Consider the following 26,189-nt stretch of genomic DNA (forward strand, 5'->3'; position numbering starts at 1 on the left):
TCAAGGCTTTCTGTAAGTGAAATGTACTTTAGTTTTATTAAGTGTAAAAAGATTTATATTTTTATGTTTACAAGTGCTTTGGAGTGTGGTATTTTATAACTGTAAGCGAATTCATTAATAATCATATCAAATGTTTTAGATTTTAATGAATTAATTATTCATACCGGGTACATTGTTTGCAAAAACATTTTGTAGATAATTGACTAAACTCAGTACATTAGGAGGAGAAAGTGTTGAAGAAAAAGTGGGGTTTTTCAGTATTAGCTTCTGTACTTTTATTATCCACAGTTTTGACGGGTTGCGGCGGGGACGATGATAAAAAGACAATTACGTTCTGGACGCCGCTGACTGGTGATGACGGTGCTTATATGGATCAACTGGTCAAGGATTACAATGCGACCAATCCGGAAATTAAAGTGAAACACGTCATTACAGCCGATATGTATACAAAAATATCAACTGTTCTGAGCTCTGGTAAAGGCGTTCCGGATCTGTCCATCATCCACGCGGACCGTGTTCCGGGTTATGTGAAGCAGGGTGTGCTGGAGCCGATGACCGATGTGATCGCAGCGCAGCCGGAACTGAAGCAGGACAACTATCTGCCGCAGGCATGGTCGACAGGAACCATCGATAATGTTCAATATTCAGTGCCACTTGATATTCATGCTAACGTGATGTATTACAATAAAGATTTGCTCGCGAAATACGGTGTTGAATCATTCCTCGACGACAATGTAGTAACCATTGACGAGATACTGTCGCTGCAAGGCAAGCTGGATGAAGGCGATTATGTTGTGAATGACGCCCTGCTGGGCTGGGTTATGCTGGCGCAAATCCAGAACCTGGGCGGCGATATCCAGCAGGACGGCAAACCTGCAGTCAACACTCCTGTAATGAAGCAGGCCTTCGAAGAAGTGAAGAAGATCAACGACGCCGGTCTGATGACTCCGTTCGGCGAAGACGGCTACCTGATGTTCCAGTCCGGCAACGTCCTGTTCTCCACAGACGGTACCTGGAGCTCCACGGCACATGCCGGTGTTGAAGGCTTGAACTTCGGGGTTACCAATGTATACTCCACTTCCGCCGACAAGTTCACGAATCGAGGTTCCTCCCACTTGTTTGCGATGCTGAAGAACGAAGACAGATCCGAAGAGAAAGTGGCAGGCATCGGCCAGTTCCTGGAATTCATCCGCGCCAACTCGATGGAATGGGCGAAAGCCGGTCAGATCGTAGCCTCGAAGCAAGTCAATGAAAGCCCAGAGTACCAGAACTATATGCAATCCTTCTTCACCTCCAATGAACAGGAAACCCAGTCCCTGTACATCTACACTTATGAATACTACCCATACATTGCTGAAGCTGTAGATACGTATTGCGGCGATATCGTCCGCGGCAATGTCGATATCGACGAGACGCTGCAGACCATGCAGAAATTCGTGGAAGACAAGATTGCCGAAAGCGCGGGCGCAGCGCAATAACAGATAAAGGAAATGACTGCATAAAGCAATGTGCCGGTTACGGTACATTGCTTTATGCCAAAGGAGAAAAGATTGCTTATGAAAAAGAAAATGAGTCTGGCTCCAGCTTTCTTTGTAGGTCCGCATATAATATTATTTCTTGTCTTCATTCTTCTGCCGACCATTTACGGGATCTATGCATCATTCACCAAATGGAATCTGATGAGCGATCCGACATGGGTAGGTCTCGACAACTACAGAACTATCCTGTTCGACAGCAGTTCTACCTTCCATACGCAATTCACCAACGGTCTCAAGAACACGTTGCTCTTCGTGCTCTTCACCGTGCCTATTCTGATTGTGCTTCCGCTCCTGATTGCCGTTTCCCTCGAACATAAGAAAGTAAAGGGGAAGGGTCTGATTCAGGCCATTCTTTATGTTCCGGGTCTGATCTCCATTTCAGCCGGTGCGCTGATCTGGCTCCTGTTGTTCAATAAACAGCTGGGCTTCGTGGGCAATCTGTTCAACTCCGATGTCTCCTGGCCGGCCAACCAGCCTTATGCCTGGATCATCATTATTGTCATCACCGTCTGGGGCGGTGTCGGGGGCAACCTGATTATCTACCGCGCGTCCATCAGCGGCGTAGCCCAGGACCTCTATGAGTCGGCGTCCATCGACGGCGCCGGACCGATCCGCAGATTCGCGAGCATTACGTTGCCTTCCATCCGGTTCCCGCTCATTTATACCTTTGTCATGACGACCGCCGGCGCGTTCAACGTCTTTGGCCAGCCGCTCATGATGACTGACGGCGGACCGCGCCAAAGCACGCACGTTCTGATGATGTATATTCGCCAGTTAGCCTTCGGCAACGGGGAATCCATTGCGGGGATGGCTTCGGCGATGGCGGTGCTGCTGGGTATCGTTATCCTCATCATCTCGGCTCTGCAGTATTACGTGATGAACCGGAATGCGGCTTAAGTGCACGGACACGGATGAAACTGGAATTTGAAAAGGCGGGTGTAATCATATGTCAAATCAGGTGGCGGAGCAAGTGAGCAAGAGTCCGTTAATCAATAACAGCAAAGTGAAAAAAGGCTCCAATATCAGCATTTCCAAATATATCTCCTATTTGTTTTTGGTTATATTGTGTGTAATTTGGATCGTTCCGGTTGTTTTCGGGATCACAACCTCTTTCCGTTCGCAGACCGAAGTGGTCTCCTCCGGATTCCGTCTGTTTCCGAAGGAATGGATATTTGAGAACTATGTCACCATTCTGGAGAACACTTCAACGGCACCTATCTTGCGTTGGCTGGTCAACTCCCTTTATATCGCCTCAGTGCACACATTCCTCGTAGTCGTGGTCATCTCGATTACCGGCTACGGCTATTCGCGGATGAACTTCAAAGGACGGGACACCCTCTTTTTCACATTGATGGGGATTTCCTTCTTTCCGGGCGTTGTTAACCTGATTCCTTCCTACAAAATTATCGACTCCCTCGGCTGGGTCAACTCGGCATGGGCAATGATTATTCCGGGTCTGGCCGGTATGGGCAACATCTTCCTGGTACGACAGTTTATGCGGGGCATTCCCAAGGATCTGGATGAATCGGCACATGTGGACGGCGCCGGACATTTCCGGATTTACTGGTCAATTATTATGCCGCTCGTTAGGCCGGTATTGATTGTATGCGCATTGTTCTCCTTTACGGGCTCGTGGAATGACTTCCTGTGGCCGGTTATCGTGTTTACCGATGTGGACAAAATGCCGGTAACGGCGGGTCTCTTGCTCCTGCAGGATATTTACGGAAACTACCGGATGATCGGCCAATTGATGGGTTCAGCGATCCTGGCGATTATTCCGACCCTGGTCATCTTCCTGTTCGCACAGAAATACTTTACGCAATCCATTAACCTGAATTCCGGGATAAAGGGCTAAACAAAAAAACGCCCAAGGAGTGAGAAGCCGATGACTGTAAATCTCAGAATAACTGCCGATGTTCCTGTACATCGGATCAGCAGATATTTGTACGGGCATTTCGCCGAGCATTTGGGCAGATGCATTTATGAAGGGCTTTGGGTCGGGGAAGATTCGGAGATCCCGAACAAGGACGGAATACGAGTAGATGTGGTTGCTGCGCTTAAGGAGCTGAAGATTCCGGTGCTGCGCTGGCCGGGGGGCTGCTTTGCCGATGAGTATCACTGGAAGGACGGCATCGGCCGTCCGGAGGAACGCAAACGCATGATCAACACCCACTGGGGCGGGGTAGTGGAAGATAACCGCTTTGGCACACATGAATTTTTCCGCTTGTGCGAGCTGCTGGAATGTGAGCCGTACATCTGCGGCAATGTCGGCAGCGGGACCGTTCAGGAGATGGCGGAATGGGTCGAGTATATGACCTTTGACGGCGAATCTCCGATGGCATCCTTACGGGCGGAGAACGGGCGGCAGGAGCCGTGGAAGCTGAAATATTTCGGCGTCGGCAACGAGAATTGGGGCTGCGGTGGCAATATGCGTCCTGAATATTACAGCGACCTGTACCGCCGTTATCAGACCTATGCACGCAATTACGGCGATAACAAGCTTTACAAAATCGCCGGGGGCGCCAATATCGACGATTACCACTGGACAGAAGTGCTCATGCGCGAATCGGGTCGGTTTATGGACGGCTTAAGCCTGCATTACTACACGATTCCCGGAAGCTGGGAAGAGAAGCGCAGCGCCCTGGGCTTTGCCGAAGACGAGTGGTTTGAGACGATGAAGAAGTCATTATATATGGACGAACTGATTACGCGCCACTCCGCGATTATGGATCAATATGACCCAGAGCGGCGGGTAGGATTGATTATAGATGAATGGGGCACCTGGTTCCTAAGCGAGCCGGGGACGAACCCGGGCTTCCTGTACCAGCAGAATACGCTGCGGGATGCCCTGGTGGCGGGAATCCACCTGAATGTATTCCAGAAGCACGGCGGACGCGTGCACATGGCGAACCTGGCGCAGATGGTCAATGTGCTGCAAGCGTTAATTCTGACGGAAGGCGAGCGCATGCTGCTCACGCCGACTTACCATGTCCTCAATATGTACAAGGTTCATCAGGACAATGAATGGCTGGAGGTTATCTTTGACAGCCCGGATTACAGCCTCGGCGGGGAGAGTATTCCGCAGCTGAACGTCTCCGCATCCCGCGACGAAGCGGGCAAGCTGTATGTTTCCATCTGCAATCTGAGCCATGTTGACGGTGCCAGCCTGAAGGTTGCCGTCGATGGTCTGCAGGCCGGTTCTGTAACCGGACAGATTCTGACGCATAAAGTTCTGGACGCCCACAATACGTTCCAGTCACCGGACAATGTGGCGCCGGTTCCTTATAATGGTGCAATCCTCAAGGACGGCTTGCTTTCCTGCGAGCTGCCGCCGGCTTGTGTCGCCGTTCTGACCCTGGAGTAGCCATAGCACTTGGGGAGAGAAGGAATGGTTAGGCCGCAGCGCTTCAGTTCGTCCGTTCTTTCTGCTCTCCCTGCAGAAATATAGTATAAGACCAAAGGAGAAACCATTATGAGCAGAAACAAAGAATACAGTAATCCGCTGATCGAGCAGCGTGCCGATCCGTGGGTGTATAAGCATAGCGACGGTTATTATTACTTTACCGCTTCGGTGCCGGAATATGACCGGATCGAAGTGCGCAGAGCCAAGACCATCGAAGGGCTGCGGGATGCCGAGCCGGCAGTAGCTTGGCGTAAATATGAGACCGGCCCGCTCAGTGCCAACATCTGGGCCCCGGAGATTCACTATATTGACGGCAAATGGTACATCTATTTTGCGGCAGCCCGCACTACCGAAACTAACGACGGGCTGTTCGATCACCGGATGTTTGCGCTGGAGAATGAATCGGCCAATCCGCTGGAGGGCACCTGGACCGAGAAAGGCCAAGTCAAGACGGCCTGGGAATCCTTCGCCCTGGATGCTACCTCGTTCGAACATAAGGGTGTCCGCTATTATGTATGGGCGCAGAAGGACCCGGACATTCTCGGCAATTCCAATCTGTACATCTCGGAGATGAGCAACCCCTGGACGCTCAAAGGCAAGCAGACGATGATCGCCACCCCGGAATACGAGTGGGAGAAAATCGGCTTTCTGGTCAACGAGGGCGCTGCGGTGCTGAAGCGGAACGGGCGTATCTTCATGAGCTTCTCGGGCAGTGCTACCGACCACAATTACTGCATGGGGCTGCTCTATGCCGATGAGGACAGCGATCTGCTTGATGCTGCATCGTGGACCAAGCTGCCGGAGCCGGTATTCCAGACCTCCGAGGAGAACGGGCAATATGGCCCGGGCCACAACAGCTTCACCGTCAATGAAGACGGGGAGGATGTGCTGATCTATCACTGCCGCAATTATAAGGAGATTACCGGCGATCCGCTCTATGACCCGAACCGTCACACCCGTGCGCAGGTGCTGGGCTGGAACGAGGACGGCACTCCGCATTTCGGCGTTCCAGTGAAGGACAGCCGCAAGCAGGGCGAATAATATCAGGGCTAACTGGATATAACAACGGGAGAAACAAAAAGAGAGGGCTGTATACACGCTTAGTCTAGTGTGCGGTACAGCCCTCTTTGGCCTGTATTTTGAAAAGTTCGAATAAATACAAAAAATTAGAGGCCGATTTCTATTTAGCCTCTAATTTGCATTTACCTATTGCATATAGTGCTAGGGGTTCCAACTTTGCGGCTTAGGGTGTGGCTTATTCATAGAACAGCAGCCGCTTGGCATAAGCGTTCCGGTACTCCGACGGGGTCAGGCCGACGATTTTCTTGAACGATTTCATGAAGTTGTGGGCATCCTTGTACCCCAGTTCCTGCGAGACTTCGGTAATATTGCGGTTCGTATCGGTAAGCAGAAATTTGGCCAGCTCCATCCGCTGCTGCAAAATATACTGCTTCAGGGAGGTCCCGGAAATGGTTGTGAACAGATGGGAGAGATACTTCTCGTTGTAGCCGAAATAGTCGGCGATTTGCGCAACCTTGATCTGCTGGCTGCGGCTCCATTTAATATAATCGACGATATCGTTATAAAGCTGCTCCTGCTTCGCCTTCCGCGGGAATTGCTGCACACTGTGGAAGACCTGGCTGTACAGCTCACACAGCACGGACGTAGTCATATAATTGTTCAGCGTTTTTTGGTTATAACCGCGCACGCAATCCTGAAGCTGCTTCATCAAGACAATGATTTTCTCCGGACTCTTCAGCGCACCGTATTGCGGCAAAATCAGCTTGTACTCTTCCGGTTCGCCCGGCATTGCGGCCAGATCCAGGCGGCAGACCTTATCCGGCGACCTGAAATGCAGCCAGTAGAAGCTGCAGGCCGAGGCCTGGAACCCGTATTGCCGCGTATGGGGAGGCAGAAGCAGATATTCTCCGGGGGCTACGGTAAAATGCTGCTGATCTCCGGCGAGATAAAGCATGCCTTCAGTCATCACGATCAATTCATAATCGAGCAGAATTCTGCTCATATGGATCCAATCGGCGCCGGGAGCGAGAAATTTGCCCGTAATCTCCAGTTCCACCGGTGTCTCCACTTTCAGCTCATAGGCAATCATTGCCCGTCCCCCTCTGCCTGATAGTTCTGGTCAGCTTCATTCAGTATAAGCACAGCCAGCCGCATGTTCAATCCCGCCAGGAAATACATCTTCTGCCTAAAAAGGCTGCTCCGGCGCAGCCTTGCCGCGGCCGGAGCAGCTTCAGTCTTAAGCTGATAAGCTCAGGCTATGCCTGGACAATTTCAACCGTATAATCCCGGCTGGCTTCCTGGTCTTCCGCCTTAACGGCAATGTGCAGCTTTGTCTCGCTGCTGCTCAGGAGAACCTCGCGCGGCAGTGAATCTTCAATCAGCACACCGCCGACATACACTAAGGCGTTCTTATGCTGCGGGGCAGCTTTCAATGTAAGCCGGCCGGTGCCGGCCGGAACGGTAAGCGTATAGACCGGATGTTCTCCGGAGAAGGCGGGTGACAGCATGCCGGAGCTGAAATCCAGCGTCTGCAGCTCGGCATTGCCGTCAAAGCCGGTCATCATCCGCAGCAGATCGAAGATGCCGTTCTCCTGGCCGGGAATGACGAATTTGACCTCGACCTGCTCTTTGCCGCGGGTAAGGGCAGACGGAAGCGGGTACAGCTTCGTATAGAAGCTGCGCGGCTTGTCAGTGTGCAGCGTTTCGCTGACCAGCAGCTCACCGTCGATATAAATGGCGATATCCTTGCCGTTGCTGCCGGAGAAATAAGTGACGGACAGGAAATTGTCCTGCTCCGGCGCGGTTCTCATCCGATAGCTGAACCAGCCGCCTTGCTCCGCTTTGCGGATATTGTATCCGTCCCAGGTTGCCACGGTGGTGTTCTCGCCCCGGACGCCATGCTCCAGCTCATATTGATCGTTGCCGACAGGGATGCTGTCGAGGGTCGCGTCAGCTACCCGCTGAGCCAGCTTGCTTTGCAGAAGATGCTGCTGCAGCTCGGGCGAATCAGCTTCGACCAGCCGCCAATAAATTCCGTATCGTTCGCTGTGCTGCTTATAATGCGGGGTGAAGACCAGCCGCTGGTCTTCATCCGTACCGCGCAGCGTGAAGACCAGTCCGTCTTCGGCCTGCACCAGATGCGCAGCAAAGTCCGCCAGCCATTCCTCCGGAGCGGTCTTAAGGGTGAGGAAATCCTTCACCAGCATGTTCCGCGTCGGAACGCTGACATCTACACCGGTTGCCGACACCGCCATATCCTCCTGCCCGAGTGCTGCGCTAAGAACTGCCGGGCCGTACTTAAAGGCCACGACATTCGGCGCGTCCGGCAGGGTGTAATAGGCCGGCTTCATCGGCAAGCGGAGTGTCAGGCTGTCGCCTTCAGCCCACACCCGGGTCAGTACGGCGTACCGCCCGTCCAGCGCGAACTTTGCCGGGTTGCCGTTCAGCAGCAGCTCGGGCTCTCCGGCCGTCCAGTCGGGAATCCGCAGCTTCAGGGCCAGCGGCTCTCCGGCCGCTTCCAGCCGTGCCACCTTGAGCTGCACCGTATCCTGATCGGGAAGGGCGGCGGTCTGTACCAGCTTCAGTCCATGCTCCTCCGACACCAGCACCGAGCTGATATACTGGTTCACATAGATGCCTGCCGCGTCATAGAAGTAGATACTGTCGTTCAGCTTCGTGAAGCTCTCCATTCCCGTCCCCGTGCAGCACCAGAAATGCTCGAAGGGGGAGCTGTACACCTTGAAATAGCCGGTAGCCATCGGCTGGAAATACATCGTCATTCCCGTGTGCGGATGCTGGGAGGAGAGAATGGCATTGATAAAGGTATTCTCATAGAAATCGGCGTATTTCACATCTCCGGTCAGCTTGAACAGCTCACGGGACAGCTTCAGCATGTTGTAGCTGTTGCAGGTCTCAGCGGTAAAATTCGAGCGCTCGCAGTCAAGAGAATCGGGATCGCCGAAATGCTCCCACTCGCTGTTGCCGCCGGTAATATAGCTGTGGTGGTTGACGACCATGTCCCAGAACTGCTGTGCGGCTTCCAGGTAGAAGACCTCACTCTCGCCAAGCACCCGGTACCGGTTCAGTGCGCCGATGAATTTCGGGATCGTCGTGTTGGCGTGCTTGCCTTTCAGAATATCCTTGCCGCCCTGGACCGGAGTGAAGAGGCTCAGTTCATCGAAGCAATGGGCGGCGTGCAGGTGCTGCTCGCTGCCGGTGAGCTTGTACAGATCGTACAGGCAATCGTTCATCCCGCCGTATTCCACGGCCAGCACCTGGGCCTGCAGCTCAGGCGACCAGGCGGAAGCTCTGCGGTAGACCCAGTCCCCCAGCTTGCCCACCGTTTGGAGAGCGGTTTCATTTGACGTAGCGGAATATACGGCAATCAGCCCGGAGATAATCTTATGCATCGTGTACCAGGGCACCCATGCCGGCTGCCGGTTCTCCACGTTGTCGAACAGCCTCTCGGGAAAGGCCGACAAATATCCGTTGTCGTGCTGGCAAAGGGCCAACTCTGACACCAGATACTTTATTCTGAGGGCGATCTCGTCATCGCCGGAGCCCGAGTACGCCTGAGCCAGCGCAGCGAGATAATGTCCCAGTGTATGGCCGCGGATTTCGGTATTCTCCCAGCCGGGATATTTGTCCTTCTTGGGGGCAAGGCCGCGGGTCTCGCGGAAGCCGGCCAGCAGCCGGTCAGGGTCATAGCTTTTGAGATAGGCTATCTCCTTGGCGAAGGCATTGCCGAAATAAGGGTCGCTAACCTGTACCTGATCCATGCGGAAATCTTTGATTGCGCTGCGTTCCGCCGCCAGCTGCGGGGTTGTGCCAACAGGCATATTTTCATCACCAGTCCTATGTGTATTTAGTGCCGTCTAGGCAAGATCTATTACATAAATAAGCCTATAGATAAAGTGTTTTGGCGTAAATAGCGGAGTGATTGAATAAGTGTAAAAAGGTTAGATGCCGACACGGCGAACTGGCGGGGTGCAGGCAGTGACGCGCAAAGTTCAGCCGCATATCAGCATCGGATCGGGCTATGCCCAAAAAAGCGCTCCTTCAGCCGTAAGGCAAAGAGCGCTTGCTGCAGCTTATGAAATCAGGGTGTGTACTGCTGAACGATCAAGACGATCTGGCCATCCTTGACAGTGACATGGTACGGGGATTGGCTCAGGTCAATAATATCCTTCTTGGCAAATTCGCCGGTGAACTTGGCCAGTGAGATCTCTTCGTTCCAGTTAATATCAAGATCCTCTAGCTTGCCGGTGCGGTCATAGATTTGCATAACCACCTGGGCGTCCGGCGATACCGGGTAAGAGGAAAGCGTGTCGCTGTCATTGACGATATAGTAGCCGTCCGGTGTGCCGCCCAGCTCCGCTGCACTTTCCGGATCACGCTCTGCGAAGATTGCGTCGGCTGCGGGACCTTCATACCAGCCGATTTCATCGGCGGTGAGGACAAGCTTCTGATCCTGGGACTTCAATGAGTCGATGTACACAGTAAATTCACGCGCGGAATCCCCGCTTTGCGCTTCCGCCCGCGTCAGCTCCGTACTTGCCGTTGAGGCGAGGGAAAGGCTCAGCAGAAGCAGTGCGGGCAGCACATAGGCAGATCTTTTTCGGTTCATGGTTGTTTTCCCCCTTGGCATAATTAATCACGGACATTTAGGTCTATATACCTCTTTACCCCCTGCAGTCGTTCTCAAACGGGGATATACCTCTATTAACGAAGATCCGCAACAAATGTTGCAACGGATTTCTTCCTGTTGTTTCATTAGACGCCGTAGTCCTACCCTTTCCCTGCACGCAACAAATTGCGGCGCCCGGGGCATATTAAAATATCCCAATTCCGGTTCGGAGGTGACACTGCCTGTGGCAAACATTTGGAGGATTTACCGGCAGGACTGGTACAACCTGTTTAAAGCGCCGGTAGCGCTGCTGCTGGTCTGCGCATTGGTTGTGCTGCCATCCGTCTATGACTGGGTGAATGTGGCCGCGGTATGGGACCCTTACAGCAACACCTCGGGCATCCGGATCGCGGTGGCCAGTCTGGATGAAGGCGCTGTTATCGAAGGAAGGAAATTCAATATCGGAGAGCAGGTCATGGAGAGCCTGCACGGAAACAAGACGCTTGGCTGGACCTTTACGGATGAGAAGGCCGCTGAGAATGGCGTCCGGCGGGGCGACTATTATGCCAGCATTGTGATCCCGGCTGATTTCTCCCGCAAGCTGGCGGGAATCCTGGAGGGCCGGCTCGAGCGGCCGGAGCTCGATTATACCGTCAATGAGAAGATCAATGCCGTCGCCCCCAAAATCACAGCTAAAGGCGCTTCGACCATTTCCGCGCAAATCAGCGAGGGGTTCACGGAGGAAATCAGCCGTACGGTGCTGACCGCACTCCGCGAAGCCGACCGAGAGTTCCAGGCGGAGCTGCCGCTCATCCGCCGCGTAGAGCAGGGGTTGTTCACGCTGGAGGAGCATCTGCCGGAGCTGGAGTCAGCCGGAAGGCTGGTGATGGAGCTGCAGCGGCGGTGGCCGGAGATTGCCGGTGACGCGCAAGCCGTGGCCGCACTGACTGACCGGCTGCCGGAGCTGGAACGCGCCGGCCAGGCGGCGCAGGCGCTCGATGCCGGCTGGCCGCAGCTCAGTGCGGCTGCGGAGCATTTGCGCGGGCTGCAGGACAAGCTGCCCGCACTTCAGCAGGCGGCGGAGCTGACCGCCGCATTCAATACGCAATTCGGCCGCGTGGACGAATTGCTGGCCTCCGCTTCCGCCCGGCTGGCTGAAGCGGAGGCTGCTGTAGCGTCCGCCGCGGACAAGCTGCCGGACGCGGCGCAGTTCAGCGCTGCCGGGGAGCTGGAGCGGCAGCTGCAGGCGTACCTGGCGCAGCACGGCGACGCGTTCGCCGCTGTGCCTGAGGTGCTGCAGCAGAATCTGCGCCTGCTGCAGCAGACCGGGCACGCGGCCGCTCTACTGGCCGGCCGCCTGGAGGGCGGCGCGGAGCCAGCCGCGCCGGAGCTGCGCAGCGCTTCCGCGAGCCTCGCGGCGGGCAGCGCTGCGCTCGGGGATGCGGCCGCGCTGCTGGCCGCAGTCAATGCGCTCGCGCCGGGCAGCGTGACCGGCGCGGAGCTGCAGGGCCTGGGCGCCGCGCAACAGCGCTACGGCGCGGGGGCGGAGCAGGCCGGCAGGCTGGCGGCCGGCCTGGAGCAGGGCGGCGCGCCGGCGGCCGCGCAGCTCGCCCGGTTCAGCGAGACCGCGCAGCAGGGTCTCGCGGCGCTGGAGCGGTTCGCCGCCGGATACAGCGGCCGGACGCAGCCGGAGCTGCGCCGCTCGCTCAGCCGGCTCACCGCCAGCGCGGCGGATTCCTCCGGCGCGTTGCAGGATGTGCCGCAGCAGCTCGCGGCTCTCGCGTCCCTCCTGGCCGAAGCGAAGGAGGCGATTGCCTTCGGCCAGAGCGGGCTGGCGGCGCTGCAGCAGCGCCTGCCCGGGGTCCGCAGCGGGCTGCAGGACGCTGCGGGCGGGATCACGGACAGGCTGGCTGCGCTGACCGGCTTGGTCACGGATGTGCTGCCGCGCATCGAAAGCGGCCTGCCCGCCGCCGGAGAGGCGGTCCACCGCGCGGCCGTGTTCGCCCGCGAGGACCTGCCGGCGGTGGAGCAGCGGCTGCGCACGGCCGCGCAGCTGGTGGAGACCGGCCTGCCGCAGGCCGGCAAAGGCGTGACGCGCGCCGCCGGTATTGTGCGCGGCGACCTGCCGGCGCTGGAAGCCGCCGTGCACAAAGCGGCGGCCACGGTGCGCAGCGTGAAGAAAGAGGTGAATCTGGATGAACTCGCCCAGCTTCTTGGCGGAGACATCAAGACCACCAGCGATTTCCTGGCGAATCCGGTGGAGCTGAAGGAACGCGCCCTGTATCCGATCCCTAACTACGGATCGGCGATGACCCCGTTCTATGTTGTGCTGTCCCTGTGGGTGGGCGGCACGCTGCTGGTATCGCTGCTGCGCACCACGGCGGATGCCGGTGGAACCCGCCGGCAGCTCTATTTCGGACGGCTGCTGACCTTTCTTACGATCGGCGTGCTGCAGGCGCTCGTTGCCTCACTGGGCAACTTGCTTATTCTGGGGGGATACGCCGCGGATCAAGCGTGGTTCGTGCTGTCTGCGCTGCTGATTAGCCTCGTGTTTGTGACCATCATCTATTCGCTGGTCGCCGTGTTCGGCAATATGGGCAAGGGCATCGCCATCATATTTATGGTGCTGCAGTTCTCCAGCTCGGGCGGTACGTTTCCGGTCAGCACTACCGGCCGCTTTTTTCAGACGCTGCATCCATTCATGCCCTTTACGTATGCGATCAGTCTGATGCGGGAAACGGTGGGCGGCATTCTGCCTGAGGTGGCGGTGCGCGATGCGCTGCTGCTGATCCTCTTCGGTCTGCTGGCCCTGCTGCTGGCCCTTACGCTGCAAAAGCCGCTCGAGCCTTATATCCGCAGAGCTGCCGAGCGGGCGGAGAAATCGGGGCTGATCTCTTGATGAACGGGCTGCCTGTTATTGGTATAATAGGCACATGCCATCATTAATTTATGTCAAGGGAGCGCAATCATGACAGATTCCAGCGTAAAGTCCGGCAAGGTTATTTTGTTTCAGGGCGACTCGATTACAGACGGCAACCGCGGACGCGATCTCGATCCGAACCACATTCTCGGGCACAGCTATGCCTATATCATCGGCGCCAAGCTCGGCTTCGAACGGGCAGAGGAGGGGCTGACCGTATACAACCGCGGCATCAGCGGCAACCGGATATCCGATTTGTATGCCCGGTGGAATGAGGATGCCATTTATCTTCAGCCGGATGTGCTCAGTATCCTGATCGGAGTCAACGATCTGTGGCGGACGATGAAGGGGGAGCCGAGCGGCTGCACCGACCGTTTTGAACGGGCATACCGCCATGTGCTGGAGGAGACCCGCGAGGTGCTGCCGCAGACGAAGCTGGTGCTGTGCGAGCCGTTTATTCTTAATACAGGAGCCCCGGCGGAGGAATGGGAGGCGTGGCAGGAGCGGATCGCCCATTACCAGGAGGTGGTGCGCAGTCTGGCGCTGGAGTTCGGGACTGTGCATGTACCGCTGCAGGCTGCATTTAACGCCGCTGCGCAGAGAGCGTCCGCGTCCTACTGGATCTGGGATGGTGTCCATCCAACGTATGCCGGACATGAGCTGATTGCCAGAGAGTGGCTGAAGGCGGCAGAGAATAGCGGAATATTGTAAATTGCGATTGTAAGAATAGCGAATTCGTGTTTAACATTGAATAGAGCAGCGACTCCACCCTAACGGGAGGATCGCTGCTCTATTTGGGTTCACCGTATTAGACTGCTTACTTAAATAGGGTTAGAACGTTTATTCCCTTTATAAACAAAATAAAGCGCAATGAGCATAAATAGTATCGCTGTTAAACGATTCCAATCTAAAGGTAACACTTAAGTGTTGAACCAGCCGAAGTTATCAATAATCATCCCAATAACAAGTTGGCCGATGATGCCGGCAATGTTGGTGGCTATCACCCCGATTCGCGGTACAGCGATTACTGTCAGCAATAAATACATCGTGCCCAGAAATGCGGCGCTTAACTGCCATTTAGGCGCTTCGAATATTGCGGACAGATTCCCTTGGCCAAAAAAGAGAATAAAGACAGCAAGGAACATCGTCCCGGTAATAAAGGTCAACAGTGTAGTTTCAAGAGTTCCGGCATTCCGGCTAAACGTGCCGTTTATAGACGATTGAGCGCTTAATGAGATACCGCCTAACAATGTAAACAGAAGGATAAAAATGATCATGATGTGGCCTCCTAGTTGTTGATTAAGATGAGCGAAATTACCATGGAGAGAAGAGCAAATACTTTTTCTTTATTGATTTTTGTTCGCATGCTGCCCAGCCAGCCAAAATGCTCAATAACCATACTCATCACCATTTGACCTATAATTATAGCTGCCATAGTCAATCCAACACCGGCAAAAGGAACACTGATCACGATAGAAGTTAAATAAACAACCCCTAAGACCCCTCCGAGCATTGTCCATTTTGGCGCTTGAACTACATGTGAAATCTTACCTTTACCAAAGAAAATCCAAAGTAAGCCGATGATGATCGAGCCCATAAAGAAATTATAGAAACTGGTCTCCAGTTCACCGATGTGCTTCCCGAGCTCACCGTATATAGCTCCTTCAAAACTGAGTGCTGCCCCTGCCAATAATGCAAGTACATACGAAAAATAACGTATCATGCTGATGATTATCCCCTTTATATCTTTATAATTATATATCTAGAAAAGTCGATATATTGAACTGGAGAAACAGAAATTATTGTTGTGCTCATATTTCTGTTTCAAAATATTCCGCGAGCTGACGAATGACTTCTTCATTCCGCCGGTAATACGTCCATTGGCCATGACGGACAGATTCAAGCAAACCGGCTTTCTGCATCATGTTCAAGTAATGTGAGATCGTAGATTGAGAAGCATTCGCTTTTTCCTGAATATCCCCTACACATACTCCGCCTTTGTAGCTTACCTCCTTTGGCAAGTGAGCACCCTGTTTCGGGAAATGCTTCTCCGGTTCCTTCAGCCACTGCAATATATTCAGCCGGGTCTCATTCGATAAAGCCTTGAAGACGTCGATGGGTTTCATGAGGGTATTATATATCGAGTTTTCTCGATATGTCAACGCGGCTAGAGCGTTACCCTGAACACCTGCTCAGGCTTTTGCCCGCCCGCCTAACGGTTCTGCTTGCGGTACTGCAGCGGCGAACGCCTGGTGATTGACTTGAAGACGCGGCCGAAATGCGCAATGCTGTCAAAGCCGGTCTCCCCGGCGATGGCGGTCACCTTGTCGTCTGTCTCGCGCAGGCGGCGCTGGGCCTCCTGAACACGGATCGTATTCAGATACTCAATGAGGGTAAAGCCGGTCGATTGTTTGAACAGGCGGCAGAGATAAGTACTGCTGATATAAAAGGTGTCGGCGAGCCCGCCAAGTGTCAGCTTCTCGGTATAATGCGACTGCAGGTAGTCGATAATCTCATACGCCTTGCGCCGCTTCTCGTCATTAACGGGCACGATAGCCTCAGAAGCATTCCCGCGGATCCGGTTCATGCGGATCAGGAGCTGGACCAGCAAGGTCTGCAGATAAGCGGTCTGCCCTGTCCGCTGCGCGCCCTGCTCCTCCAGCATGGTGAACAGGCAGCTCTCGATCAGGCCCTGATCATGGTCATCCGGCCGCAGCAGCAGACATTGCTCCTGCAGGAAAGGCAGCTCCAGCGGAAGGCTCTCGATGACTCCGGCCAGAAACTCCCGTCCGAAGTTGATCAGAATCCGCTCATGGCGGGCAGTTCCTTTGGCGGTCGTGCGGTGCAGCTCGTTCCGGTTGATGAAGAGGAGATCGCCCTTGCGCAGGGCGTACACCAGATTATTGACGTAATAATTCCGTTCCCCGGCCAGTAAATAATAGATTTCATAGGTATCGTGCATATGATCGGAATCCATGCTGAAGGCTCCGGTTCTTTTGAGCTGCTCAATGATAAAAGGCAGTGTCCGCTCCGGCGGCACAAGCACTCACTCCTTTTGGGCTTCTGCTGATTATGCAGTTTCACTTCCTTAAATCGATGAAGCTAAGATATGCATAGTTTGATCATAATCCGCTAATTAAGGCTTAGAAAGCAACCTATTTTATACTTTACACTATAAACAGAAAGCGTCACCAATTCAAACAGCGATGGAGTGAGTGTATAGTGGCCAGCAAAAAATATGCATTTGTCGGAACGGGCGGACGCGCCGAATTTTTTTACGGGGAAATTATCCGCAACTACAAGGAGACGGCGGAGATTGTCGGCTTCTGCGATGTGAACGGGATAAGAATGGACTATGCCAACAGCCTGCTGGTAGAGAAATACGGCTATCATGCGGTGCCGGTCTACAAGGCGCATGAATTTGACCGGATGATCTCCGAGACGAAGCCGGACACGGTCATTGTCACCAGCATCGACCGTACCCATCACCGTTATATCGTCCGCGCCATGGAGCTGGGCTGCGATGTAATTTCCGAGAAGCCGATGACGACGGATGTGGAGAAGTGTAACGAAATTCTGGATGCCATTGAACGCACCGGGCGCAAATTGCGTGTAACCTTCAACTACCGGTATGCGCCGCATAACACGAAGATCCGCGAGCTGATTATGGAGGACACCATCGGTGAGGTGCTGTCGGTCAATTTTGAATGGCTGCTCAACACGCAGCACGGTGCGGATTATTTCCGCAGATGGCACCGCGACAAGCGCAACAGCGGAGGACTGCTGGTCCACAAGTCCACCCACCATTTTGACCTGATGAACTTCTGGCTCGGGTCGAGGCCGGATACGGTATATGCGATGGGCGACCTGCGGTTCTACGGACGGGAGAATGCCGAGAAACGCGGAGTAACCGAGTTCTATCAGCGGGTGCACGGCAGCGCTGCGGCGGAGAACGATCCCTTCGCCCTGCATCTGAAGGACAACGAGCATCTGAAGCGCATGTATCTCGACGCCGAAGCGGAGGACGGTTATCTGCGCGACCAGAGCGTATTCGGGGACAATATCAGCATTGAGGATACGATGGGCGTAATGGTCAAATATAAGAATAAGACGATTATGAACTATTCGCTGAACGCCTACCTGCCGTGGGAAGGCTTCAATGTGGTGTTCAACGGCACGAAAGGCCGGCTGGAGGTCAAGGTCGTTGAGCAGTCTTATGTCAATTCCGGAGGCGACAAGGCTGCGGAGGGGGCGCTCAAGAATAAGCAAATTACCGTATTCCCGCATTTTGCCGCACCTTACGAGGTGGAAATCGAAGAGGGAACCGGCGGGCATGGGGGCGGAGATCCGGTGATGCTGCGCGATATCTTCGAGCGTCCGGCCGATGACCGTTTCCACCGCGCCGCCTCGCATGTCGACGGAGCCCTGTCCATTCTGACCGGCATTGCCGCTAACCGCTCCATGGCTACGGGCCTGCCGGTAAAGGTGGATGAACTGATTAAGCTGTAGGATGGAGCCTGCCCAGAATCTGGAGCAATCGGTGAAGGTGGATGAGCTGATCAAGTTGTAGGTATAAGCCTGCCTTAAATCTGGAGCAATCCGGATATCAGGGCGGGCTTGTTATGTTTCATGAGCCAATCGTTTACTGCGTTCAGTTGGATATTCGCACACTAATTCAGCCTGTATCGCGGACTTCAGCCTTTTAATTGGATTATCGCCACTTATATTAGTCGTTACTGATGGATTTACTATTTTTCATCTTTATTAAGTGGCGAATATCCAATTAGGTCTGTGATTATCCTCTACACAGGTCGAATTAAGTGGCGATTTTCCAACTACAGTCTGCGAACAGGGGTTGCCTTTCGTTCATCAGAAAATACAGAGCGGGCTACCGGCGAATTCTACAGCCATTAGCGGTATCCATCCGGAAGTCGAGGGACGGGCAGCGGACGGAAGTCCATGACTTTACAGTCTCACTTTCCAGCCTTACCTGGCAAAGACGGAAATCCCTCAACCTAAGGGATATCTGTCTTTAAACCCGCTACATAAAGTCAAAGAAATAACGGATGACATGGAAGAATACCGGCGAGGTATAGGCCAGGCTGTCGACCCGGCTCAGGTAGCTTTTACTTATCGCCGCGAACTTGTCGTCGTCCCCGATCAGCAGGTCCCGCTTCAGTACAGATACGGTCAGGCTGCCGAAGAATCCGCTCAGGCTGATCAGCATGCCGGACAGGAAGCCGAACACCGGCGTAAGCGGCGTCAGGTACGGATAGATCAGATAAGATACCGCCGTCGTTACGAGAAACGCGCAGATGAAGCCCTCCCAGGTCAGGCTGGGGTTGGCGGTAGGGACGATTTTGCTTTTGCCGAAATAGATGGAAGCCAGGTAGTGGACCGCATCGTTCAGCTGTGTCAGCACCACCAGGAACAGCACCAGCCCCGCCCCGTACTGCGGAGTGGCGAACTGGAAATAGGCAAGGTGGCTGAGCCCGAACACCATCAGCATCAGCCCCCACTGGGTGGAGCTGACACTGCGCAGGAAGCCGAGTGTTCCTTTGTTGATCATCCGCGGCAGCGGCAGCAGCAGAAAGACATAGACAGGTATGAATACAATAAACATGCCGTACCACTCGATATAGATCCAGTAGAACTGCAGCGGGATGGACAGATAGGCCCAGAGAAACAGCCTGCGGTCGGCTTTTCGCGTGCGGATCATGGAGAAATATTCCTTGAGCGCGAAGAAGCTGAGGGCCATTAAGGACAGCAGGGAGACAACCGGATTGATTAGAGTGGCCAGGCAGAAGATAAACAGCATGCCCCACCAGGTCTTGATACGGAACCCGATCCCTGAGTAATCCTTGTCCTTTTGCAGCCTGCTAACAAGCGTATAGATGAGATGGATAACCGAAAGGGCGGCCAAAATAATCACTAATGTCAACAGGGAGCTGTTCACCGGCATATCACCAACTTATCAAGAGATAGGATTTCATATGAAGGGCCTTATGTTAAGATATTTAAGAATCAGCTTTTATTATTATGAAGGAAACCTTCAAACTTGATAAGGGGAAATTGTAGAGATGGCAGAGGAATGCTCGGTTTATATCCTGCTAACCAATACCGGAACGCTGTTTACGAGACTCATTCAAGGCTATACGAGAGCGCCGTACAATCACGCTTCGATCTCCTTTAACCGCGAGCTCTCCGAGCTCTACAGCTTTGGTAGAAAGCATCCGAATAATCCGCTGAACGGCGGATTTGTGCGGGAGGATATTAAGACAGGCACCTTCAGTAAATATCCGGATACCACCTGTGTCCTTTATGAGCTGAAGGTGTCCGAACGTGAAGTGGAGAAAATGAAACGGGTTCTGCACATTTTTATCCGCAGCCGGCAAAAGTATCTGTATAACATTCTCGGCGTCATCGGCGTCGCGATCAAGGAGCCGGTGGAATTCAGCAATTCTTACTTTTGCTCGCAATTCGTGGCGGAAATTCTGGAGCGGTCCGGGATCAAGCTGTGGAACAAGCTGCCGGCGCTGGTGACACCGGATGATTTCCGGCAGAGCAGCAGGCTGCGGCTGATCTATGAGGGCAAATTAAGCGAGTACAATACGCCTTAGCGCTCTGATTCTTCCATTATTTTAGCGGTGATAACAGGCGCCGGATTTGGTATACTTGCGGCTGATTGCCGGAAGGAGCCGAGAGAAATTTCAATGAAGAGAATATGGGGCAGAATCGCTGCCGTGGCCTTGGCCGTCTGGGTCGCAGCCGGAGTGTCCGGTCAGTACGCTCACGCTTCTTCTGCGCTGCCTTTTAATGATATAGCAGGAAGCTATGCCCGGAATGAAATCATAGATTTATATCACCGGCAAATAATAAACGGTACGTCAGAGACAAGCTTTTCGCCGGCCAAGCCGATCACCCGGGCTGAATTTATCGCTGTGCTGGACCGTCTGCTGAAGCTTGAGCCTGTGGACGGTCCTATAACACCGTATAAAGATGTTGCGAAGAGCGCGTGGTACTACGGCTGGATACAGGCCGCCGTTCAGTTGGAGCTGGCCAGCGGCACCTCGGCCGCAACCTTTGCTCCGGCACAGCCGGTTACGCGCCAGGAGGCTGCAGTGTGGCTGGCCAGGGCGCTTAAGCAGCCGGAGAGTATCACTGCCGCACAAACCGCCTACACGGACTCAAGCGCCGTTGCCGCCTGGGCAAGCAGTGCAGTCGGTGCTGTAAGCAGGCTTGGCTTGATGAGGGGCGATGAGACAGGGGCGTTCCGGCCGTCCGATAATATCACAAGACAGGAGACAGCCCTGCTGATGGACCGGGTCCTCCAGCAGGAGGCATGGTCTGCGGAGCTTAATGATGCACCGGAGGAACGAATTGTGCTGGGGTGGCAGTATGGGCAGACAACAGCGCAGTATGAGAGCACGATTCTGGGATCGAACGTAAATACGTTATCCCCGCGCTGGTATTTTGTGGGGGAGGCGGGTGCTGTCTCGGATTTCACAGACTCCACGCTGGCCGAATGGGCCAAGACGAACGGGAAGCAGCTGTGGCCGATGGTAGGCAACCGCTCTGACCTTGAGGCTACACACCGGATGCTCTCCGTTACAGCGGCCAGGAACAACGCCGTTAATCAGCTGGCGGCACTGGTCAGCACATACGGACTGGACGGGCTGAATTTGGATTTCGAGAATGTGGGCGGCGCAGACCGGACAGCTCTGACTGGTTTTGTTACGCAGTTGGCCGCGAAGTTACATACGCTGGGAGCGGTACTTTCTGTAGATGTCTCTCCCGATCTCGGAACCGACTGGACAGAGGCTTTTGATTATGCGGCGCTGGGGATGAAGGCCGACTATATCGTGATGATGGGGTATGACGAGCATTACAGCGGCAGTCTGAGTCCGGGGTCCAATGCTTCACTGCCTTATGTTGAGCATGCGGTGAGCACTCTTCTTCAGAACGTCTCCAGCCGCAAGGTCCTTCTGGCCCTGCCTTTCTTTAATCATGACTGGACGCTGAAGCAGAACGGCATGTCAGCATCTTCAGCCCCGCTCACGCTGACCGGCCAGAACGGAATGGTGAACCGCTATGGGCTGCGGCCTGTGTGGGACAGCTCCATCGGGCAATATGTAGCCAGTTACAGTGCCGGATCGCTGAAGCACACCATCTGGCTGGAGGAGGGCCGTTCCTTAACCGCCAAATTCAATCTCGCGGCAAAGCATGAGCTGGCCGGAATCGCCTACTGGCATATTGGCGGAGAGAGTCCGGAGATTTGGACCAGCTTAAGCAATGCGGAGAAATTCGCGGGCTATTCTTTTTAAGATCAATTCAGGCCACCGGTCTTACAGCAGGCTCTTAAAAGAATGGCGGATGACGTCACCGCGGCTGATGATGCCCACGAGTACCCGGTTCCGTTCCACAGGCACCTTCTTGATCTGTTTCTTGCCGAGGATCGCCGCAATCCGTTCGACATCCTCTTCCCAGTTAACGGTGATGACCTTTTTCTTGGCGATGGCCATGACGTTCAGATCCAGCAGCCGGCGTGTGCGTTCCTCGTATTCGTCTTCGTCCCCTTTAATCACATTTACCTGAAAAAAAGAGTCGACGACAATATCGTCATGCTTGCCGATATAGCGCATAATATCCCCGTCGCTTAAGTAAGCAACGATCTCGTTGCGGTCATTGATGACCGGCATACCGCTGATCCGGTACTCGATGCACTTCTCGATGAAGTTCCGTACCGTATCGTATTCTTTAACTTTATAGACCTGTCTGATCATGATTTCATGCGCTTTCATTCCTTGGACATCCCTTCGCCAGGCACTTGGCCGAACCTTATAAGTTGTATGATGAAAGTATATACTTGTATTATACAAGTGAAGGTGGTAAAGTCAATAACCACAAGAGTTCAACCATGTTTACAGAAAAGAGGTTCGGATTTCAATGGAGCAAAGTTCAATCGCAGCCATCGAATTAGAGATGGCCCTGCTGGTCCGGCAGCTGGTTTCTATGACCACCTACAAGAAGAACGGCTCACTGGACCGCGCAGCTTATCTGCTGCTGCATCACATTCTCGCCAGCCCGGCATGCAGCGTCAAATCAATTGCCGATGAGTTTCACCTCGATATTTCCACGGTCAGCCGGCAGGTGGCGTCCTTGGAACAAAGAGGATATATTTCGCGCATGCCGGACCAGTCGGATGGCCGTTCCTATACTCTGGCTATTACGGAGCCGGGAGCGGAAGTGCTGAAGGAGAACCAGGAAGCGCGGCAGGAGGGCGTGCGGCAGCTGCTCAAGGATTGGGAGGAAGCGGAGCGGCAGGCGTTCGGGGAGCTGCTGCGGAAATTTAATACCGCTTGTCTGGAACAGAGCTGACCTGCGGAACATGATAAGTGTACCCTAAGGTCCGAATTGCCACAGCCGGAGCAGGCAACACTGCGGGAATGTGCGTTTTGCCGGCGAACGGTCTGCTTTGAGCAGGGTTCCGCAGCGGAGCGGCATTCCGGCTGGTTGTAGCGGCCAGGGGCAGATTTTTTTCGGGAACAAATTGTGCGTTATGTGGAGACGCGCTGCACTTGTTTTGGTTGCAGAAAACAAGAAATAGGGATACATTACATATAGATATATTTCGATATGAATTTCATCAAAATGTTGTCCGGAGGTGTGTATGGGAGTCAAGGAGACGTTCAAAGCGTTGTCGGATGAATACCGGCGGGAGATGCTTGAGCTGCTCAAGAACGGCCGGATGACGGCCGGAAGCATCGGTGAACGCTTCGCCATGACGCAGGCGACCGTCTCCCATCATCTGTCCGTGCTCCGTGATGCGGATCTCGTGCGGACCGAGCGGGACGGCAAGTATATTTATTACGAGCTGAATACCTCTGTATTTGAGGATGTGCTCAAATGGATTCTGACCTTCAGGGAGGAATAACAAATGTCTAAATGGAAGACGACGACCGTAATCTCATTGCTTATTGCCCTGATTCCGCTCGGCCTGTATTGGTATCTCTATCCGCAGATGCCGGAGATGGTCCCGATACATTTCGACTGGCAGGGCCGTGCCGACCGTTTTGTCGAGAAGTCCAGCCTGGAGGTGCCGTTACTGGCGGGTCTCGGGCTGATCGGGCTTGCGGTGATTAAAGTGAGCTTTGCCTTGACGCTGCGCTTCGGGGGGCAGCAGACGAAGGACAACGGCCGTGCAGCCGCCAAGAACGCCAGCCTGTCTGTTCTTGGCTGTACGGTACTGTTCGCCGTCATTTCCGTGCATGCGCTAATTGTGCAAACCGGGACTATAGCATTCTCCGGACTGGTTATGGTGCGGATCACCATGGTCATACTCGGGCTCCTGATGCTGATTACCGGTAATCAGATGCCGAAGCTGCGGCGCAATTCGCTGGCCGGGCTGCGCCTGAAGGAGACACTGGCGGACGACCGGTCGTGGTTCCGGGGTCAGCGGTTTGCCGGACGGTGTTATGTCGCCGGAGGAATACTGCTGCTTGCGGGAGTCTTGCTTCCGGGATGGTGGGCGCTCTATGCCGGAATTGCCTTTTTTGCATTGGCAAATATCATTCCGGTAGTTTATGTGAAGAAGGTACTGAACAACGAATAACTCTACCTAACACAACGGTTTATACAAGCTGTCCCGGGCCTTGGCCTTGGATGGCTTTTTTTGGTTTTCATACAAAAAAGGACCTAACTAATGTTAAAAAACATAACATAACTGTGTTGTGTTTATAAGGAATAACAATCAAACTACTGACGATTTCGTAAAAAAAACGAAGACTTCTCAGGATTATTGTAATATAATCTAACCCATAGCAAGCGACAATAGACAAAATGTTATGAAAAGTGACATTATTTGACGGAGTGAAATCAGAGAGGAGCATGCACCATGCAGATTGCAGCATCACCATACACCTGGCCCTATGACGGTGCCATGGATCCGGCAAAGACGGCGCTGATGGTTATCGACATGCAGACGGACTTTTGCGGGAAGGGCGGCTACGTGGAGCGGATGGGCTACGATCTCTCATTGACCGCACGGGCGATAGAGCCGATTGGGCGGCTGCTGGCGCGGGTCCGGGAGATTGACGGCTTCACCGTGATCCACACCCGGGAGGGGCATAAGCCTGATCTGTCCGATCTTCCGGCGAACAAGCGCTGGCGCAGCCGCCAGATTGGCGCCGAGATCGGCTCGGAGGGCCCGGCGGGACGCATTCTCGTAAGAGGCGAGCGCGGCTGGCAGATTATTGACGACCTGGCCCCGGCTCCGGGCGAGTACATTATCGATAAACCGGGTAAGGGCAGCTTCTATGCCACCGACCTGGATCTCATATTAAAAAATAAAGGCATTACCCACCTGATTCTGACCGGCATCACCACTGATGTCTGTGTGCACACGACGATGCGGGAAGCCAATGACCGCGGCTACGAATGTCTGATCCTCGAGGATTGCACCGGGGCGACGGATCACGCCAATCACCTGGCGGCGCTGAATATGGTCAAGATGCAGGGCGGCGTATTCGGCAGCGTGAGCGACTCGGAAGCGGTGCTGAAGGCGCTGGAGCAGCTGTAACTGGGCCGGTCTAACGGCACAAGCGGCGGTGTGGAAGTTTGGAACTTTACAACAATCCATCATAACGGGGGAATCATCATGTGGAAAATGACAAGACCTAAAGCGCTTATCCTGCTGGCTTCGCTGATGCTGCTGATTACTGCCTGCGGCAACGGGACAGGCACCGGCAAGGCGGAGGGGCAAGGGGAAGACAGCTCCGGCGAACTGAAGAAGGTGGTTCTGCGGCTCAAGTGGATTCACCAGGCGCAATTTGCCGGATTCTACACGGCGGTGGAGAAGGGCTTTTATAAGGAAGCGGGTCTGGATGTGGAGATTCGTCCGGGCGGCTCGGATTTTCCGGCGGTGCAGATGGTGGCTTCGGGCAGTGAAGAGTTCGGTGTAACCGGTGCAGACCAGATCATTATCGCCAGAGAAAAAGGCGTAAAGGTCAAGGCGTTATCCGCCATTTACCGCAAAACCCCGTTCGTCATGTTTGCGCTTAAGGAGTCGGGCATTACCACAATGGAGGATCTGGTCGGACAGAAGGTGGGCATCAAGCTGGGCGGCAATGAAGAGTTGACCTTCCGGGCGATGGAGAAGAGCGCAGGCATCGAAACCTCGCAGATCGAGGAAATGCCGATCAAATATGACCTCAGCCCGCTGCTGAGCGGTCAGGTTAAAGCATGGCCCGGCTATGTGATCAATGAAGTGCTGGCTGTCGAGGAACAGGGCAAGGAAGTCAATATTATTGAACCGGGCGATTACGGCATCAATTTCTACGCCGATACCCTGTTCACAACAGAGTCGGTCATCGAGAAGGACCCGGAGATGGTGCGGAATTTCGTACAGGCTTCCATGAAGGGCTGGGATTATGCGCTTGATCACCCGGAAGAGGCAGCCGAGTTCGGCTTGAAATACGGTGAGAAGCTGGATCTGGAGCATGAGGTCAACATGATGAAGGCAAGTGTTCCGCTGCTGGAGCCGGAGAAGCTGCCGCTCGGTTCCATGGATGAAGCAGAGTGGGAGACGCTGCAGCAGAACCTGATCGATCTCGATTTTGTAAGCAAGGAACAGGACCTGGGCGCATTATTCACCAACGAATATCTGGAATAGGGGGAAGGCCA

23 protein-coding genes and 1 pseudogene are annotated in these 26,189 nt (G+C 54.1%); 15 read left to right on the plus strand and 9 right to left on the minus strand.

Features of this window, described 5'->3' with window-relative positions:
* Positions 1-230: 230 nt before the first annotated feature.
* The 5 genes from F1381_RS25345 (at position 231) to F1381_RS25365 (ending at position 5,982) form a co-directional block, all read left to right on the plus strand.
* Positions 231-1,478, plus strand: coding sequence for an extracellular solute-binding protein (locus F1381_RS25345; protein WP_151737615.1), 1,248 nt, complete (start codon positions 231-233; stop codon positions 1,476-1,478).
* Between the two features lie 78 nt (positions 1,479-1,556).
* Positions 1,557-2,435, plus strand: coding sequence for a carbohydrate ABC transporter permease (locus F1381_RS25350; RefSeq protein WP_151737616.1), 879 nt, complete (start codon positions 1,557-1,559; stop codon positions 2,433-2,435).
* A 49-nt stretch (positions 2,436-2,484) separates the two neighbouring features.
* Positions 2,485-3,393 carry a carbohydrate ABC transporter permease gene (locus F1381_RS25355; protein WP_151737617.1) on the plus strand — a complete coding sequence of 303 codons (909 nt, stop codon included), beginning with the start codon at positions 2,485-2,487 and terminating at the stop codon, positions 3,391-3,393.
* 30 nt (positions 3,394-3,423) lie between these two features.
* Entirely contained in the window at positions 3,424-4,902 is a 1,479-nt protein-coding gene (locus tag F1381_RS25360) for an alpha-N-arabinofuranosidase (protein WP_151737618.1), read from the plus strand.
* 108 nt (positions 4,903-5,010) lie between these two features.
* Complete coding sequence (locus F1381_RS25365; RefSeq protein ID WP_151737619.1) at positions 5,011-5,982, plus strand: glycoside hydrolase family 43 protein; 972 nt, start codon at positions 5,011-5,013, stop codon at positions 5,980-5,982.
* A gap of 214 nt (positions 5,983-6,196) precedes the next feature.
* Here the strand turns inward: F1381_RS25365 and F1381_RS25370 are convergent, their stop codons facing one another.
* The 3 genes from F1381_RS25370 to F1381_RS25380 all read right to left on the minus strand — a co-directional run bounded on the left by F1381_RS25370 (position 6,197) and on the right by F1381_RS25380 (position 10,588).
* The gene (locus F1381_RS25370; protein ID WP_151737620.1) at positions 6,197-7,051 is read right to left on the minus strand and encodes an AraC family transcriptional regulator; all 855 of its coding nucleotides are present in this window, start codon (positions 7,049-7,051) and stop codon (positions 6,197-6,199) included.
* A 166-nt stretch (positions 7,052-7,217) separates the two neighbouring features.
* Positions 7,218-9,800: a beta-L-arabinofuranosidase domain-containing protein gene (locus tag F1381_RS25375; protein WP_151737621.1), complete on the minus strand. Its 2,583-nt coding sequence runs from the start codon at positions 9,798-9,800 to the stop codon at positions 7,218-7,220.
* 260 nt (positions 9,801-10,060) lie between these two features.
* Complete coding sequence (locus tag F1381_RS25380; RefSeq protein WP_151737622.1) at positions 10,061-10,588, minus strand: hypothetical protein; 528 nt, start codon at positions 10,586-10,588, stop codon at positions 10,061-10,063.
* A gap of 244 nt (positions 10,589-10,832) precedes the next feature.
* Between F1381_RS25380 and F1381_RS25385 the strand changes: the two genes are divergently transcribed.
* Positions 10,833-13,487 carry a YhgE/Pip domain-containing protein gene (locus F1381_RS25385; protein WP_187355567.1) on the plus strand — a complete coding sequence of 885 codons (2,655 nt, stop codon included), beginning with the start codon at positions 10,833-10,835 and terminating at the stop codon, positions 13,485-13,487.
* 69 nt (positions 13,488-13,556) lie between these two features.
* Positions 13,557-14,219 carry an SGNH/GDSL hydrolase family protein gene (locus F1381_RS25390; RefSeq protein WP_151737624.1) on the plus strand — a complete coding sequence of 221 codons (663 nt, stop codon included), beginning with the start codon at positions 13,557-13,559 and terminating at the stop codon, positions 14,217-14,219.
* 110 nt (positions 14,220-14,329) lie between these two features.
* Here the strand turns inward: F1381_RS25390 and F1381_RS25395 are convergent.
* The 4 genes and pseudogenes from F1381_RS25395 to F1381_RS25410 all read right to left on the minus strand — a co-directional run bounded on the left by F1381_RS25395 (position 14,330) and on the right by F1381_RS25410 (position 16,548).
* Positions 14,330-14,785, minus strand: a pseudogene (locus F1381_RS25395) (DMT family transporter).
* A gap of 11 nt (positions 14,786-14,796) precedes the next feature.
* Complete coding sequence (locus tag F1381_RS25400; RefSeq protein ID WP_425495298.1) at positions 14,797-15,231, minus strand: DMT family transporter; 435 nt, start codon at positions 15,229-15,231, stop codon at positions 14,797-14,799.
* An 88-nt stretch (positions 15,232-15,319) separates the two neighbouring features.
* The gene (locus tag F1381_RS25405; RefSeq protein ID WP_151737625.1) at positions 15,320-15,634 is read right to left on the minus strand and encodes an ArsR/SmtB family transcription factor; all 315 of its coding nucleotides are present in this window, start codon (positions 15,632-15,634) and stop codon (positions 15,320-15,322) included.
* 86 nt (positions 15,635-15,720) lie between these two features.
* A complete protein-coding gene (locus tag F1381_RS25410; RefSeq protein ID WP_343043467.1) occupies positions 15,721-16,548 on the minus strand; it encodes a helix-turn-helix domain-containing protein in 828 nt (275 codons plus the stop codon).
* 182 nt (positions 16,549-16,730) lie between these two features.
* Here F1381_RS25410 and F1381_RS25415 point away from each other — a divergent pair, with 182 nt between their 5' ends.
* A complete protein-coding gene (locus F1381_RS25415) occupies positions 16,731-18,017 on the plus strand; it encodes a Gfo/Idh/MocA family protein (RefSeq protein WP_151737626.1) in 1,287 nt (428 codons plus the stop codon).
* A 532-nt stretch (positions 18,018-18,549) separates the two neighbouring features.
* Here F1381_RS25415 and F1381_RS25420 read toward each other — a convergent pair.
* A complete protein-coding gene (locus tag F1381_RS25420; RefSeq protein WP_151737627.1) occupies positions 18,550-19,464 on the minus strand; it encodes a phosphatidate cytidylyltransferase in 915 nt (304 codons plus the stop codon).
* Positions 19,465-19,588: 124 nt separating this feature from the next.
* Here F1381_RS25420 and F1381_RS25425 point away from each other — a divergent pair, with 124 nt between their 5' ends.
* Both F1381_RS25425 and F1381_RS25430 read left to right on the plus strand, forming a co-directional pair.
* Positions 19,589-20,128, plus strand: a complete 540-nt coding sequence (locus F1381_RS25425; protein ID WP_151737628.1) for a hypothetical protein — start codon at positions 19,589-19,591, stop codon at positions 20,126-20,128.
* Positions 20,129-20,221: 93 nt separating this feature from the next.
* Positions 20,222-21,832 carry an S-layer homology domain-containing protein gene (locus F1381_RS25430; RefSeq protein ID WP_151737629.1) on the plus strand — a complete coding sequence of 537 codons (1,611 nt, stop codon included), beginning with the start codon at positions 20,222-20,224 and terminating at the stop codon, positions 21,830-21,832.
* 21 nt (positions 21,833-21,853) lie between these two features.
* Here F1381_RS25430 and F1381_RS25435 read toward each other — a convergent pair whose 3' ends face one another.
* Positions 21,854-22,309: a CBS domain-containing protein gene (locus F1381_RS25435; RefSeq protein ID WP_151737630.1), complete on the minus strand. Its 456-nt coding sequence runs from the start codon at positions 22,307-22,309 to the stop codon at positions 21,854-21,856.
* 145 nt (positions 22,310-22,454) lie between these two features.
* Here F1381_RS25435 and F1381_RS25440 point away from each other — a divergent pair, with 145 nt between their 5' ends.
* The 5 genes from F1381_RS25440 (at position 22,455) to F1381_RS25460 (ending at position 26,178) form a co-directional block, all read left to right on the plus strand.
* Complete coding sequence (locus tag F1381_RS25440; RefSeq protein WP_151737631.1) at positions 22,455-22,886, plus strand: MarR family winged helix-turn-helix transcriptional regulator; 432 nt, start codon at positions 22,455-22,457, stop codon at positions 22,884-22,886.
* A gap of 292 nt (positions 22,887-23,178) precedes the next feature.
* Positions 23,179-23,442 (plus strand): autorepressor SdpR family transcription factor, encoded by a 264-nt coding sequence (locus F1381_RS25445; protein WP_151737632.1) that lies wholly within the window; start codon positions 23,179-23,181, stop codon positions 23,440-23,442.
* A 3-nt stretch (positions 23,443-23,445) separates the two neighbouring features.
* A complete protein-coding gene (locus F1381_RS25450; RefSeq protein ID WP_151737633.1) occupies positions 23,446-24,120 on the plus strand; it encodes an SdpI family protein in 675 nt (224 codons plus the stop codon).
* Positions 24,121-24,402: 282 nt separating this feature from the next.
* Complete coding sequence (gene biuH / locus F1381_RS25455) at positions 24,403-25,086, plus strand: biuret amidohydrolase (protein WP_151737634.1); 684 nt, start codon at positions 24,403-24,405, stop codon at positions 25,084-25,086.
* 78 nt (positions 25,087-25,164) lie between these two features.
* Entirely contained in the window at positions 25,165-26,178 is a 1,014-nt protein-coding gene (locus F1381_RS25460; RefSeq protein ID WP_151737635.1) for an ABC transporter substrate-binding protein, read from the plus strand.
* The last annotated feature ends 11 nt before the right edge of the window (positions 26,179-26,189 follow it).

Origin of the sequence: Paenibacillus tengchongensis, from assembly GCF_008973665.1 — a bacterium.
In the GTDB taxonomy this organism is placed as follows: domain Bacteria; phylum Bacillota; class Bacilli; order Paenibacillales; family Paenibacillaceae; genus Paenibacillus_AQ; species Paenibacillus_AQ tengchongensis.